Consider the following 15,965-nt stretch of genomic DNA (forward strand, 5'->3'; position numbering starts at 1 on the left):
TAGAGCTAAAAACTATATACTTTCAAATAAACTGACTGATTTTAGAGATAAAAATAAAAGAATAGTCTTAACTATAGATAATACTAATATAAATAATATTTATCTAATTAATACTACTTTAGAACCCTTAAATCACCTTTCAAGTGACCTAAGTTCTCTTCAAGAGTTTGGGTTTATTCAGAATGATGAATGGATTTGGTCAATATACTTGAACGATTTAAGAATCATTTCTGAGATCATTGACTCACCTAGTGAGTTTTTACTATATTTAGATAGACGAATTAAATATAACGACTTCCCTCAAATAAAGATGGCAGAAGAGTTAGATATCTTTGGCTACTTCCTAAAAAAAGGGCTGTATTTTGAAGATATTAATTTTCCTAGTGAAAACTTCATGCTTTCAATTGATAGCTCTTACTCAAAAAACATTGATTTATACTATTACTGGAAAGAGGGAACTTTGAAAGAAGAACAAGTCAAACCTGCTTTTTATGATGAATGTAAAGATAACATAAAATTTTTAGTAAAAGAAATTGAAAGTATCAACAAATCTGGTTTTACTGAGTTAACCAAGTTTTTACTAGGCTTAAACTGTGATACTCAAAGCTTTATAAAGAAACAGATAAGTTTGATCAGAAAAGCTCAGAGAACAGACTTTCATACTTATATCGAAGAAGAGAATATTGGTGTGATGTTCATCGCTAAGCGACTATATGATTATGATAAACTTAAGAAACAATGCCAGCTGTATGCTTACGAAAGAAACATCAATAACTGGTTTTTAGTTATTATAGATGATAACAGTATAGGCTTTGAAGGTTTCTCTTATAGTAATTCTCATAGTGAGTATTTAGCTGAAGAAGTTAAACGCTTACAACAACTCAGGTTAGAACAGCATTCACAAATTAATAAGAAAATTGGTAGAAATGAGACTTGTCCCTGTGGCACTGGTAAAAAATATAAAAAATGCTGTTTGAATAAGTAAAGGTAACTGAATCATAAATTTTCTAGCCGTTTAGACATTATTTTGCCCAATAATAACCCTGAATATTTGAGGCTGAACACGCAAAATAGTATTTACAGATTTTTTAATCTGTAAATTTGAACCACAATAGATATCCATAAGAACACAATGTCACCGCCTCGCCCAGACTGGTAGATACAAGCGGAAGGCGGGATTAGCTCCCCTAAAAAACCGTTAGGTGTCGCAAGCTCCACGCCAACCTACTCCACATCACTTTATATCAAAGCTAAGTCAATATTTAAAACACTCAAACCCCAAAAACAAAAAAGGTGAGCTTTGCGCCCACCTTTTTTTATGTTTAAAACAGTGATTTAAAACAGCTTAACCTATATCTTAACGCAACCAGGCTCGGGCGTTACGGAACATCCGCATCCACGCGCCGTCCTCATCCCACGCTTTTGGTTTCCAGCTGTGATTGTAAGCACGTAGCGTACGCTCCGGATGCGGCATCATGATGGTGACGCGACCGTCGGTGCTACACAGACCCGTGACACCGCCGAGCGAGCCATTTGGATTGAGCGGATAGGTCTCGGTTGGATGACCGTGGCTATCGACATAACGCATGGCGAGCTGACCGTGCCGCGCCATACCGTCGATCTCGGTGTTATCCAGCGTGGCATAGCCTTCACCGTGCGCCACAGCGATTGGCAAGATACTGTCTTGCATACCTTTAAACAAAATAGATTTGGTACGCTCGACTTTGACGTTGACCGTACGCGCTTCAAAGCGGGCCGATTTATTGGCGATAAAGCGTGGGAAGTTTTCTGCGCCTGGGATCAGGTCTTTGAGCTGCGCCATCATCTGACAACCATTACAAACGCCTAAGCTAAAGGTATTTGGACGGGCAAAGAAGCGCACAAACTGCATACGCAGCTCGTCATGGAACAAGATAGAGTTCGCCCAGCCAGAGCCTGCGCCGAGTACGTCACCGTAACTAAAGCCACCACAAGCGACCAAACCGTCAAAGTCACGTAGATTGATACGGCCGCTAAGCAAATCACTCATATGTACGTCGACAGCTTCAAAGCCAGCTTGAGTAAAGCCTGCTGCCATTTCTGTTTGACCGTTGACGCCTTGCTCACGCAGGATAGCAACTCTTGGCTTGCTGTTATCAGAATCAGCGCGGCTGTTTAAGTATGGTTCTTCAACTTTTTGATTAAGATCAAAGTTTGGCGCAGCGATAAGCCCTTGATGGCTGGCATCGCTAATTAAGTCATATTCTTGCTGTACGCACGCTGGATTATCACGGCGGCGTGCGATTTGATAGCTGACCTGACTCCACTCTTGCTGTAGCTCAGAACGGCTAAAGCGTAAGGTGTCATCGCCCATATGTAGCGGCGTTTGAATAATAAGGCTGTCTTCCTCGGTACTTTGACCGACGAGACTTAGCATATCACTGACGTTAAATTCTTCTGCCAACTGCATAAGAGCAGCGACGTTTTCTGGTAATACTTGAATGACCGCACCCAGCTCTTCGCTAAATAATTGACCTAGTAGATTTTTATCGTCCAATGATAGCTTGATGCCTTGACGGCTGGTAAATTGCATCTCGGCAATCGTCGCAAGCAGTCCACCATCACCGATATCGTGATAGGCGCTAATGACGCCTTGCGCGTTACCCGCTTGGATGAAGTTAAAGAAATCGATTAAATCGCTTGGCTTATCAAGGTCAGGACATTCATTGCCCAATTGGCTTGCCGTTTGCGCGAGGATTGAACCGCCAAGGCGCAATTTGCCTTTTGATAAGTCGATCCGATAAAACGCGCTGTCACCGTTAATGAGTTCAGGCGTTAAGGTTTTTGCCACGTCTGTCACAGGTGCAAATGCAGTAATTACTAAGCTCATAGGTGAAACGACAGATTTATCTTGGCTTTGATTATTAGCGTCTTTATCACTCCAGTTAGCACGCATCGATAGCGAGTCTTTACCGACTGGAATGGCGATACCTAATGCTGGACATAGCTCTTCGCCGACGGTATGTACCGCGTCAAAAAGCGCAGCATCCTCATTATCATCGCCGCACGCTGCCATCCAGTTTGCTGACATGGTGATATCTGATAACTGATTAATACGGGCACCAGCAATATTGGTGATTGCTTCACCGACTGCTAAGCGTGCCGAGGCTTTTGGACTAATCAGCGCCACAGGCGTACGTTCACCAACGCTCATCGCCTCACCAATCATTGGTTGACCATCAAGCGCTAGTAAGCCAGAAGCTGTGACGGCGCAATCGGCAACCGGCACTTGATAGCGACCAACATATTGATCGCGGACAACCATACCCGTGATCGAGCGGTCGCCAATGCTAATCAAGAAAGACTTGCTCGCAACCGTTGGATGACGTAGCACATCTTTGATAGATTCAGTTAGGTTAAAGTCATTAAGCTCAAGCGGCGGCAATTCATTGTCTTGACGGCTAAAGCTGCGCTGCATCTGCGGCGTACCGCCAAGCAAGACTTGCATCGGCATATCGACTGGCTGCTCATCAAGCAGCTCATCGTCAACGATAAGCTGACGTACTTCCGTCGCTACGCCTAAGATGGCATACGGGCAACGCTCACGGGCACAAATCGCATCAAACTGCTCTCTGCTTTCAGGACGAATCGCTAACACATAACGCTCTTGCGCTTCATTTGACCAAATAGCCATCGGCGACATGCCTATTTCTAGCGACGGGATTTTACGCAAGTTCAGATGCGCACCCATATCATGATCGTCGACCAACTCAGGCATGGCATTTGATAGACCGCCTGCACCGACGTCATGAATAGAGACGATGGGGTTACCGTCTTTACTGGCATTACTGACATCAGCATCATTACCAGACTGTCCATTTCCAGCCAAGGCCCAGCAGCGATCGATAACTTCTTGACAACGGCGCTCCATCTCGGCGTTATCACGCTGCACCGAAGCAAAATCCAAGCCCGCGTCAAGCTCACCGCTATCGACAGACGATGCTGCGCCGCCGCCCAAACCGATTTGCATCGCAGGGCCGCCAAGGACGATTAATAAGTCACCTTCGCGAATGGCATTTTTTTCAATCAAATTACGTTTGATATTACCGTAACCACCCGCCAGCATGATTGGCTTATGATAGCCGCGCATTTGGCTGCCATCTTTGGCCGCTGAGGTATCAAGCTGAAAACTACGGAAATAACCGCAGAGGTTTGGACGCCCAAATTCGTTGGAGAAGTTAGCTGAGCCGAGTGGTGCTTCGGTCATAATCTCAAGACTGGTCGCCATACGCTCCGGCGTACCATAATCCTTTGTGCTGACTTGACCTGATTGCTCCCATTTTTCCGCAAGCTCTGGAATATGCAGATGCGATACGTGAAAACCCGTCAGACCGGCTTTTGGCTTGCCGCCGCGGCCCGTTGCGCCTTCATCACGAATCTCACCGCCTGCGCCCGTTGCTGCACCGGCATAAGGGGCAATCGCCGTTGGATGGTTATGGGTTTCGACCTTCATTAAGATGTCGATTTCTTCTTGATAAAAATCGTAAGGATGGGCAGAATTGGCGTCCATCGCATCAGTCGGCACTGGGTAATAACGCAGCCCCTCTGCTCCTGCCATCACCGCCGCGTTGTCCTTATAAGCGGACAAGATACCGTGTGGGTTGGCTTTATAAGTATTCTTAATCATTTGGAACAGTGATTTTGGCTGCACTTCGCCATCAATCGTCCACTCGGCATTAAAAATCTTATGGCGGCAATGCTCAGAGTTCGCTTGCGCAAACATCATCAGCTCAACGTCAGTTGGATTACGCTTAAGCTCATTGACATAAGCATTCATGAGGTAGTCGATATCTTCGCTCGACAAAGCAAAACCAAATTCTTTATTGGCGGCTTCTAGTGCTGATTGCCCTTGGCCGATGACGTCAATGCGATTGAGCGCGGCCGGCTGTTCATCGTCAAACAGTTTATTCACTTCGTTTAAATCATAAACCAGGCTTTGGGTCATGCGGTCAAACAATAATTGCTCGGCGCTAGCAGGCAGTTTTCCACTAACTTTGCCGTCTGCTTTTCCATCAATCGTTAGGGTGTAAACGATGACGCGCTCGACGCGTTTAATCTCAATTTCACAGTTGTTAAAGATATCGGTCGCTTTACTGGCCCACGGCGAAATCGTCCCAAAACGCGGACCGACGATCACTTGTATTTGATTATCCTCTGGAGCGGCAAGTTGAATATCGGCATGCACCCCAAACAAGTCCAGCGCTTTTTTCTGCTCAGCACCTACGAGGTCTCGCGATAGCACATAAACTTGCTGAGTATGAATCTGGCTGACATTTAGCTCGGTTTTTTGCTGAAACTGACTGATGAGTTGCTGCGTCTGAAAATCGGTAAGAAACGGTTGTCCGGCGATGGTCATCATAAAGGCATAATCCGTAAGATCAAGGCATCTCTGCCATGCTAGGTAAATGGTCTGTGTATTATAACAAGAAGCCCTGTAATAAGCAGGACAAAACCAAGATAAAAAGTTTTGCAAAACAGAAATATCGCGCGCGTGGCGTCACAATTTTTACCTAATTCTTGTAAACCTTACAAACACTCACATCGTATTACTGGCAACCTATATAAATAGAGCACCAGTAATCGCTATTCTAGATGGCAGTTGCGATGAGTGCAGCGCCTAATAAATCACCATAACCAATAAAAATTATTATAAATAACGAATAAAATTATTATAAACGGCGCTGACTTATCAAAACTAAGCTTTAATCAATACAATAATTTAATCATTCACCATTCAAGCAACTAAAACCACGGAAAAAACCATCCCCAATAATGAAAAAGGATAACCACAATGAGTAATCAAGAGCATATCGATAAAATTCAAGAACTCATCAAAGACGTAAAGTTTGCCATGATGAGCACCACCAATAAAAAAGGTGATATTCATGCGTGGCCGATGACCACCAATAAAGCAGATATTGGCGCTAAAGAAATTTGGTTCATCGGTGATAAAAACTCAGATGTTGTAAAAGACATCGAAAACGATTCAAGAATTGGCTTGACCTACGCCACACAAGATGAGAAAAACTATGTTTCTATCAGTGGTGATGCTGAATTATCAACCGATAAAGACAAATTAGATGAGCTATGGTCACCTACTTATAATGCATTTTTTGCCAATGGCAAAGAAGATGAGAGCGTACAATTGATTAAAGTTGTGCCGCATGGCGTTGAATGCTGGCTTAGCGGTAGCTCGGTTGTGAATGTGTTTAGAATGGCGACGGCAGCCGTACAAGAAGGGAAAACTGTCGAAGATTTGGGTGAAACTTTCTCAGTGTCTTTATAACTCCCAGTTTTTTTAGTACTTAGCTTATAGCATTTAGCATTTTTTACCATAAGAACCATAAAGCAAAATGTTAAGCTTTAATCGTCAGTAAGGATTTACTTACTGGCGTTTTTTTATACTTAAAACCTGTCGATTCACTCATAATTTCGCTTAATTCTGCCAACTATTAAAGCTTACAAACCTTCACAGCCCATTACAGACCAGCTATATCGTTTTATTCAGCAACTTTATTATATTGATAATGCGTTCTAAATTTAATGAGGCTCTCGCTAAGTTTTTTTAACAACTCATTATCTTATGCTATAACGCCCTGACCGCTTCTAAGCTGAAAATTTAAACTTAACCTATCAATAGTAAAGGACAACTATCATGAGTAAACAAGAGCAAATGGACACTATCCAAGCGATGGTAAAAGACATCAAATACACCATGATGACCACGCGCAACGGCGAAAATCATCTGCATTCTTGCCCGATGAATACCACCGAAACCAGTATAGGGGCCAAAGAGATTTGGTTTATTGGTCATACGCCTTCTGAGACTGTCGATAATATTAAGCAAAATGCAGAAGTAAATTTGGCCTACGTGACGCAAGACGCTGATAAGTATTTATCTATTTCTGGTACTGCTGAATTGGTCGAAGATACAGAAAAACTCGACGAGCTATGGACGGTCATGTATAACGCCTATTTTGAACAAGGCAAAGAAGATCCAAGGGTACAGCTGATTAAAGTGGTGCCGCATGGTGCGGAATACTGGGCCAATGGTAACGCCATTGCCAGCGCTGTCAAAATGACGGCGGCGGCTGTCACCGAAACTGCAATTGATAAAAGTTTAGGGGAAAACTTCTCTATTGAGCTGTGATGGTTTAATGATGCAGTACAATTAAAATCAGTAGAACTAAAAAAAACGCCAGACATTTATTATGACTGGCGTTTTTATAATTAAACCTATAAATCTTTTTTTCTAATTGCTTTGCGCTAAAGGTTAACCACTTTGCTTTAAATAAGGCCACGCGGCTCGTAGATAAATCATCATCGACCATAAGGTTAAAATCACCGCCGCCACCATCAGCACATACCCTATCATTTCAAGCGATTGCCAGTTTAACAAAAAAACAGTAATGGCGATCATCTGAAAAGTGGTTTTGAGTTTACCCACATAAGAGACCGCGACACTGGTGCGATTGCCAAGCTCCGCCATCCATTCACGTAGCGCCGATACCGCGATTTCACGCGAGATAATCACAATCGCAGCAATCGCCATAATGATATTGGGATGCCACTGTACCAAAATAATCAGCGCGGCGGCAACCATCAGCTTATCAGCGACTGGGTCTAAAAAGCGGCCAAAAGCAGACACTACATTGAGCTTGCGGGCAAAATAACCGTCTAGCCAGTCCGTAATTGCCGCGATGATAAACACACTGGTCAAGAGTAAATGCCGCAGTAAGCTGTCGCTAAATTCGCTCATGCCTACCCGCGCAATGACATTATCCGAAATCGCTGGCATGCCAATGCCGAGCGCTGGTGGCCAATAGGCAATCGCCACAAATAACGGAATCATCAAAATACGTGCAATCGTCAGATTATTGGGTAAATTAAAAATGCTTTTGTCGTTTGGCGTTGGTAGCGGTTTTTGTTCTGGTGTGTGCAGCGGTGTACTCTCGGTCATGGCAAACCCAGTCTATAGTGAACGATTAGATAACGATAAGATGTTGCTAGCTTAGCATTTTTCGGCCATGGCGTCATGCCTCTCTACAGGTTGGTTGTGGCTTTGTTCAATCGTCAATGTTTTTGACCCATAGATACTGCTAAAAGCCCTTACTATCTCCCTACTTTTTAAAGTTACATGGCACACAGCCGTCTAACGCGCTAAAACGTAAGGACATGTAAGTAAGCTAGGTAAATCCGCGCATTTCGGTTATGATAGCTGAGTAATAAAATACAGTTGTACACTGGAAGTTGTAAGCGGATGTAAGTATTTCTTGAAATATAGCATTCTGACATTATCTTTATATTAACAATAATAAATATTAAGCAATTTATTGGTGACTCGCTATTTGTGAATGAGCAGTTATAAATCAGTGTAGTTATCAATCAGAACCTGTCGCTTGATTGCATAAGTTGCCTAATCAGTTTTCCTCAGCCCACGACTCCTCCTTCGTGGGCTCTTTTTTTGCCTGTAGCATCTCTTAATATATAAATATTCATAAAGAGCAACAATAAATAGTTGTTTAAAGGTTATCAATCAACTATAGTTTGATAAAGTATAATTATTTGGTAGGCCGCTATGAAAAAGCTATTAGCTGTCAGTCTAGCATTGGTGCTAAGTGGTTGCGGTGGCGGCTTTGACGATATGGACGCTGCAAGACCCGGCGGCGGTATTGGTAATACGGGTTCGGATAATAATTCGCCTATCAATCCTGTAGAAAAAACACAGTGGCAATACTCCTCCACAAGTGATAGTAGCGGCGTATTTTCATTAAGAGCAACTAACTATGCGCTAAATTTCTATTATGATCCGCAATTTGCCAACGTTAAACATAGACCTTGGATTCAGCTTGAAAAGCGTAAAAGCAGTAGCGGCGCCGTAACCAGTACTGTAGCAATTTTTGTCAATTCAAACCTATCATGTACGCCCTCTTGCAAAGTAGCCATGAACTTTGATGGTAATCGAGCGACCTACGAGATGCGTAATAGCATTGATGGCGTCCTTGTGCCCATTAATGAATTTACAGAAAATCAATTATTTAATAAATTCACTACCTCAAATAGCGCTATTGTTAGCCTGCCTATTATCGGGTTATCGCAACCATTTGATGCCAACTTCGATTTGCGCGGTTATGATATTAAAAAAATGTCGTTTTAGCCTGTAAGTTGATTCAGTATCTATCTGCTTCTACATAAAAAAGCCATGCTATTTTTGCTAGCATGGCTTTTTTTTAACCTATTTATCTTTAACCTATTTAACAGTTACTTCCTTGATGAGGTGGTTTTTGCTAAAGGCTGGTTATGATGGTTTTTAAACCTTTATAACCATCAATCAGCGCTATTCTCCGCGTTCAGCCTTGACCGTTTCGACCAGCTCATTGATGACAGAGCTGTCGGCAAGCGTAGATAAATCGCCCAAGCCAACGTATTGTCCTGCCGCGAGATTGCGCAAGATACGGCGCATGATTTTACCAGAGCGCGTCTTGGGTAACACATCAACCATATAAATGGCATCCAAGTTAGCAATCGGACCAATCTCCGCGCGTACGTGACGGTTGAGCTCCGCTTTTAAGGCATCCGTTGCGGTTTCGCCCGATTTTAAGATAATAAAGGCACAAACACCCATGCCGCGAATATCATGCGGCATACCAACGATAGCCGCCTCAGCCGTTGCTGGATGGGCGACCACCGCGCTTTCAATCTCTGCGGTGCCCAATCGGTGTCCTGCGACATTGAGCACGTCATCCACTCGTCCGGTAATCCAGTAGTGCCCATCTTCGTCACGCTGCGCGCCATCGCCAGTAAAATAATAGCCCGGATATTCTGTAAAGTAGGTTTTTAAAAAGCGCTCATGATCGTTATAAATCGTGCGCATTTGACCAGGCCAGCCGCCAGCAATCGCAAGATTGCCCTCCGCAGCACCTTCTAACTCTACCCCATCACTATCGACGATGACTGGCATGATACCGTATAACGGATTCATCGCCGCCCCAGGCTTCATGTCTACGGTGCCCGGTATTGGCGCCAGTAAGATGCCGCCCGTTTCTGTCTGCCACCACGTATCGACAATCGGACATCGGCCGCCGCCGACGACATTATAGTACCAATCCCAAGCTTCTGGATTAATCGGTTCACCAACGGAGCCAAGCAAGCGTAGGCTTGAGCGGTCCGACTCACGGACAAAGCTATCGCCCTCTTTCATCATGGCGCGAATGGCCGTTGGCGCGGTGTATAATATGGTGATTTGGTGCTTATCAACGATATGTCCAATACGCGCCCACGTTGGATATTCTGGTACACCCTCAAACATCACCGTCGTCGTACCATTGGCAAGCGGTGCGTACGTAGTATAGGTATGACCTGTGACCCAGCCAACATCGGCGGTACACCAGTAGACATCATCTTCTTTGACATCAAACACATCGCGGAAGGTTGAGAGGGCATAAGTAATATAACCACCCGTGGTATGCAAGACGCCTTTAGGTTTGCCCGTTGAGCCTGAGGTATACAATAAAAACAACGGATCTTCAGCATTCATCACTTCAGGTTCGCAATGCTCTGATTCTCCGTCAATCAAGTTGTGATACCAGACGTCTCGGCGCCCACTCATCGGTACTGAATTGCCGGTACGATGCACGACAATGACTTTAGTCACGCTGTCAGTGCCATCCATGTCTAACGCCCGATCGACATTGGCTTTGAGCGGCGTGTGCTTATTACCACGCACCCCTTCGTCTGCGGTGATGATGACTTTTGGGCGGCTGTCAATCAAACGATTACCCAAACTCTCTGCCGAGAAGCCGCCAAACACCACTGAATGCACCGCCCCAATACGCGCACAGGCCAGCATGCTGACTATCGCCTCTGGAATCATCGGCAGATACAAGGCCACCCGATCGCCTTTTTCCACGCCAAGCTTACGCAGTGAATTTCCTAACCGACATACTTCCTCATGTAGCTCTTTAAATGAGATAATTTTGTGCAGCGATGGATGGTCACCCTCCCAAATAATAGCGGGCTTATAAGGGTGGTTTTTTACATGGCGGTCAAGACAATTGACGGAGATGTTAAGCTCACCGTCTTCATACCACTTGATATGAAAGTCTTCCAAGTCATAATTGACATTGCTGATTTTGGTGGGTTTTTTGATCCAATCAATCAGTTCAGCACGCTCTGCCCAAAAGGCATCGTTGGCCTCTTGTGACGCAATAGATTGTTGGTATTGTTTAGTATATTGCTCGGGGGTAGTATTGGCAGCGGCGACGAATTCAGCCGCGTTTGGAAATGATTTTTGAGTCATCGTTGTCATCCTTTTTAATTATTATGACTTGTCGCGGCCATCGTTTAACGATGGCTGGTACAAGTAATAAGAGTCATCTTCCATAATGTCTGACACTTAAGGTTAGTTTGACAAATAAGCGGCCTCGTTGCAAGACGTCAAACGCAAATCACAACAATTTCGCTGTACGCCTGTATACTTAACAAGGCGCTGCGTCTTTTATACTTTGACTTATCAGAGATATTTAATCCTTGTAACCTCAAATAAAACGTGGACAATAGCTACCCTTAGACATCACTCGTCGAGCGTCCGATACATAGTTAGGTTTTTATAAAAAAGATACAGCGAGACTGATACAAATTTTTCTTACTTGCTGTGCCTACGCCGACAGAGGCTACGAAAAATTGTTACCAGTCTTGCGTATTTAAGCCATGTATCTATTTTATTTAGTACCGATTATAGATGACCTACTCTTTTGTATTAAAACGTCCTATTTGTCTGATTTCTAATTGTCATCTTTGCTTCTTTAGCTCTATTTTTAAAGCTTAGCGCTTTTTGGAAAACATCACCATGCAAAATCCTCGCAACGCCTCACAGCACACTCACTATGATGTCATCATCATCGGCGCTGGTGCGTCAGGGTTGTATTGCGCGCTGACCGCAGGGCGCCGTGGTCGCCGCGTCTTGGTGCTCGACCATGCTAATAAAGCGGGCAAAAAAATTCTGATGTCGGGCGGCGGGCGCTGTAACTTTACCAATTATTTTGTCGAGCCTGAGCATTTTATCGGTAGCAATCCGCATTTTTGTAAATCCGCCCTCAGTCGTTATCCAAGTTGGGAATTTATCGGTATGGTTGAGCAGCATAAAATTCCCTACCATGAGCGCGAGCACGGGCAACTGTTTTGTGACGACTCAGCGCAAGATATTTTAACCATGCTACTGGGTGAATGCGCTGCCGTGGGCGTACAAGTCAAGCTCAGCACCCACATCGAACAAGTAAAAACTTGCGACAATAGTGAAAAAACCTGTTTTGAATTAATCACCAGCAAACAGCTGAGTAAAAAAGAGAAGCAAGAAAGAAAAGACAGCGGCAATCAAAGCAAGCTACCGCATACTATTTACCGCTGTGAAGCGCTTGTAGTAGCAACGGGCGGTTTGTCCATTCCAACGCTTGGCGCAAGTGGTTTTGGATATGAGCTGGCGCAGCAGTTTGGTCATACGCTAATAGCAACCGATGCAAGCTTAGTGCCTTTCACCTTTACCGATAAAACTGGCGAGCTGATTCGCGCGCTTGCTGGCATTAGCTTGCCCGTGATTGCCAGTAATGAGCGCATCTCCTTTAAGTTACCGCTGTTATTTACCCATCGCGGTTTGTCTGGTCCTGCCATGCTACAACTGTCTAATTATTGGCATAGCGGCGAAACCATTAGCATTAATTTATTGCCCGATGTAGATGTGACCGCGCTTTTGCTTATGCATAAAAAATCGCACCCACGCCAGCTTATCCGCACGGTTTTGGCAGACAATACCGACAATGCTTTGCCAAAAAAACTACTGGCAGCGTTACAAACCCATCTTTGGGACGATATCAAAGACACCGAGCTTGCCAATATTAAAGATGAGCGCTTAATAGAGCTTGGTAAAACGCTGAACGGCTGGCAGCTAAAACCGTCTGGAACCGAAGGCTACCGCACCGCAGAGGTTACGCGCGGCGGTATAAAAACCGATGAAGTCTCGTCAAAGACCATGCAAAGTAAATATCAAGACGGGTTATATTTTATCGGTGAAGTGCTTGATGTCACAGGCTGGCTTGGCGGCTATAACTTTCAATGGGCGTGGGCCAGTGGTTTTGTCTGCGGCGAAGTGGTTTAATATTAAGCCATGCTATCCATCCAAACGCTCGTTAGCTAAATAGCCGTTGACTAAGACGGGATTAATTGGCGACTAAGTACTTAACAACTGTGAATATAGTATCTATATATCTCGTTATAAATTTAGAATCATTTAACAGCTAGCACGTCATTATTATTAAAAATTAGGGTTAAGGAATGGCCGTTAAATAAATAGGTATTCTTTAACACAATTAAGCACACGAGATATTCAATGCGTCCAATCAAACATATCCATGGCGATAAAGCCCCGCACTGGGTCGGCGATGGTTTTTATGTCAAAACCTTGTTCAATCATCTGGATAACGATCCTTATTTTAATCATCGTCATACCGATCCGTTTTTATTATTAGATTATGGTCAGCCAACCAGTTTTGCGCCAAACCCGAACTTTGCGACGCAGCCGCACGGTATCGGCCAGCATCCGCATAAGGGCTTTGAGACGGTGACGATTGCTTATGCAGGCGAGATTAGCCATGCAGATTCGGCGGGCGGTTGTGGCATCATTCAACAAGGCGATGTGCAATGGATGACCGCTGGGCGCGGTATTATGCATGAAGAATTCCACTCGCCAGCCTTTGGTCAACGCGGCGGACTCTTTAGCATGGTGCAATTATGGGTCAATTTGCCCAGTGCGCATAAGCTCACTGCCCCTAAATATCAGACACTAAAACGCCATGACTTACCTATCGTTAATTTGGCAGATAATAAGGTCGGTCACGCTATCGGTAAAGCGGCCATTATTGCGGGTGAATGGCAAAGCACTGTGGGCGCGGCCAGTACCTTTACCCCTATCAATATGTGGGATATTGAGCTAGATAACACCGGGTCAACGACGCTGCAAGTACCAAACAACCATAACATCTTGTTATTAGTGCAAGAAGGGACGTTACTGATTAATGCTACGCCAGTGAGCGCGGGCAATTTGGTGCAGTTTGCAGCGCCGACTGCTACCGATTTTGATATTAATGTTGCCAATGCACAAGCAGCGCAGGCAAGCGATAGCATCGAGCTCACCTATGCTAAGTCGTCTGATGATAAGCAAGCGCCAAGCTCTGTTAAACTGCTGCTATTAAGCGGTGAGCCTATCGGCGAGCCCGTGGCAGGCTACGGTCCGTTTGTCATGAATACCCAAACTGAGCTAAAACAAACGTTTCGTGATTATCAAACGGGTAACTTTGGGAAATAGCCAAATATTACCCATTAAAAAAGCCACCTTGCTGATTATCACAGGGTAGCTTTTTTATGAATTATCGCTCTATTTTAATAAATAAAGCGACCTATGCGCTAACAGCTTAAGCTTGGTTTAAAAACGGATAATCGGTATAACCTTCTGTACCGCCGCCATAAAAGGTTTGCGGATGTTGCTCGTTTAGCGGCGCACCTGTGCGGATACGTTCCGCCAAGTCAGGATTGGCGATATAGTCACGACCAAAAGCAACGGCGTCGATATAGCCATCTTTGATATTCTGCGCTGCTTTTTCAGCGGTGTAGCCACCAGCGGCAATAATCATTTGCCCAAAAGCATCACGAACGCGCTGACGGAACTCGTCACTATAAGGCGTCCCGCCTGCCCAGTCAGGCTCAGAGAGATGCAAATACATCAAGCCGCGCTTGTTAATTTGTTCAACCAGCCAGATATTTTCGTCTTCATTATAGCCTGCTTCGACGTTATTAAACGTACCAAGTGGCGAGATACGAATACCGACATGATCAGCATCCCACGCAGCGACACACGCATCGATGACATCAAGGGTTAAACGCGCACGATTTTCGCGGCTACCGCCGTACTTATCATTGCGCTGGTTGGTTTGCTCAACCCAAAATTGATGCAGTAGATAACCATGAGCGCCGTGAATCTCTACGCCATCAAAGCCCGCTTCTTTGGCATTTTTGGTGGCAAGAGCAAAGTCAGCGATAACTTGCTGCACTTCCTCAAGCGTGGCTGGGCGCGGTGTTGTAGATTCAACGCGAATCGGTTGGTTATTGCTGTCACGCAAAGTTGTGCGCACGCCTACATGAACGTCAGACGCTGAAATAGGCGCTTTGCCATCAGGCTGGACGCTTTCGTGTGAAACCAAACCTGTGTGCCACAACTGGACGACAATCTTACCGCCTTTTGCGTGGATATTATCGACGATGGTTTTCCATGCGGTCGTTTGGTCTTTGGTGTGAATACCGGGCGCGCCCGCATAGCCTTTTGCCTGAAAAGAGACCTGTGTCGCTTCGGTAATGACCAGACCTGCGCCACTACGCTGCGCATAATATTCGCTCGCTAGTGCCGTAGGAACATCGCCCGGCTCGACCGCGCGTAGGCGGGTTAATGGTGCCATGATGATGCGATTTTTTAGGGTTTGCGGGCCCATTTTGACGGGTTCGAATAAGTTGTCGTGTGCCATAAAATGCCTTGTTTGTTGTTATAAAAACACGGTTATAAGATTTACTGAACATGAATAAATAACACTTATCATTGTTATTAATTACCAACTGGTCAATCACCAAAACGTTGATTACTAAACTGTTAATGACTAAGTCATCTATTTATAAGCCGTGTTCTTTATAAGGATAGATACAGCGATTCCAAGTAAAAATTACAAACAAAAACACCCGAACCCATATGTTTTTAATTTTTAAAAAACTATTATTTATATAGCCTTATAAGATTATTAAGATTGTGAAACCAGTGATTTTTGTTAAAGCTTGATAGTAAAAAGCACCTACTTTAAACCGTAAGTGCTTTTTATACCAAACCCAAAATA

At 44.4% G+C, this 15,965-nt stretch carries 10 protein-coding genes; 6 read left to right on the forward strand and 4 right to left on the reverse strand.

What is annotated here, in order from left to right:
• A partial coding sequence (locus tag B4240_RS05880; RefSeq protein ID WP_296237399.1) for an SEC-C metal-binding domain-containing protein occupies positions 1-985 on the forward strand: 985 nt, incomplete at its 5' end.
• 372 nt (positions 986-1,357) lie between these two features.
• On the opposite strand, the gene purL is transcribed toward B4240_RS05880, so the two are convergent.
• Entirely contained in the window at positions 1,358-5,398 is a 4,041-nt protein-coding gene (purL, locus tag B4240_RS05885) for a phosphoribosylformylglycinamidine synthase (protein ID WP_296237401.1), read from the reverse strand.
• Between the two features lie 432 nt (positions 5,399-5,830).
• On the opposite strand from purL, the gene B4240_RS05890 reads away from it, so the two are divergent.
• Together B4240_RS05890 and B4240_RS05895 are read left to right on the forward strand one after the other, a co-directional pair.
• The gene (locus B4240_RS05890; RefSeq protein ID WP_296237403.1) at positions 5,831-6,325 is read left to right on the forward strand and encodes a pyridoxamine 5'-phosphate oxidase family protein; all 495 of its coding nucleotides are present in this window, start codon (positions 5,831-5,833) and stop codon (positions 6,323-6,325) included.
• Between the two features lie 369 nt (positions 6,326-6,694).
• The gene (locus B4240_RS05895; RefSeq protein ID WP_296237405.1) at positions 6,695-7,189 is read left to right on the forward strand and encodes a pyridoxamine 5'-phosphate oxidase family protein; all 495 of its coding nucleotides are present in this window, start codon (positions 6,695-6,697) and stop codon (positions 7,187-7,189) included.
• Between the two features lie 123 nt (positions 7,190-7,312).
• On the opposite strand, the gene pgsA is transcribed toward B4240_RS05895, so the two are convergent.
• Positions 7,313-7,999, reverse strand: coding sequence for a CDP-diacylglycerol--glycerol-3-phosphate 3-phosphatidyltransferase (pgsA, locus tag B4240_RS05900; RefSeq protein ID WP_296237407.1), 687 nt, complete (start codon positions 7,997-7,999; stop codon positions 7,313-7,315).
• Positions 8,000-8,617: 618 nt separating this feature from the next.
• Between pgsA and B4240_RS05905 the strand changes: the two genes are divergently transcribed.
• Positions 8,618-9,196, forward strand: coding sequence for a hypothetical protein (locus B4240_RS05905; protein ID WP_296237409.1), 579 nt, complete (start codon positions 8,618-8,620; stop codon positions 9,194-9,196).
• A gap of 180 nt (positions 9,197-9,376) precedes the next feature.
• Here B4240_RS05905 and acs read toward each other — a convergent pair whose 3' ends face one another.
• Positions 9,377-11,338: an acetate--CoA ligase gene (gene acs, locus B4240_RS05910; RefSeq protein WP_296237411.1), complete on the reverse strand. Its 1,962-nt coding sequence runs from the start codon at positions 11,336-11,338 to the stop codon at positions 9,377-9,379.
• A gap of 549 nt (positions 11,339-11,887) precedes the next feature.
• On the opposite strand from acs, the gene B4240_RS05915 reads away from it, so the two are divergent.
• Together B4240_RS05915 and B4240_RS05920 are read left to right on the forward strand one after the other, a co-directional pair.
• The gene (locus B4240_RS05915; protein ID WP_296237413.1) at positions 11,888-13,189 is read left to right on the forward strand and encodes an NAD(P)/FAD-dependent oxidoreductase; all 1,302 of its coding nucleotides are present in this window, start codon (positions 11,888-11,890) and stop codon (positions 13,187-13,189) included.
• A gap of 231 nt (positions 13,190-13,420) precedes the next feature.
• Positions 13,421-14,395, forward strand: coding sequence for a pirin family protein (locus B4240_RS05920; protein ID WP_296237415.1), 975 nt, complete (start codon positions 13,421-13,423; stop codon positions 14,393-14,395).
• Between the two features lie 106 nt (positions 14,396-14,501).
• Here B4240_RS05920 and B4240_RS05925 read toward each other — a convergent pair whose 3' ends face one another.
• Entirely contained in the window at positions 14,502-15,605 is a 1,104-nt protein-coding gene (locus tag B4240_RS05925; RefSeq protein WP_296237416.1) for an alkene reductase, read from the reverse strand.
• Positions 15,606-15,965: the final 360 nt, after the last annotated feature.

Source organism: Psychrobacter sp. UBA5136, assembly GCF_002414005.1.
GTDB lineage: Bacteria > Pseudomonadota > Gammaproteobacteria > Pseudomonadales > Moraxellaceae > Psychrobacter.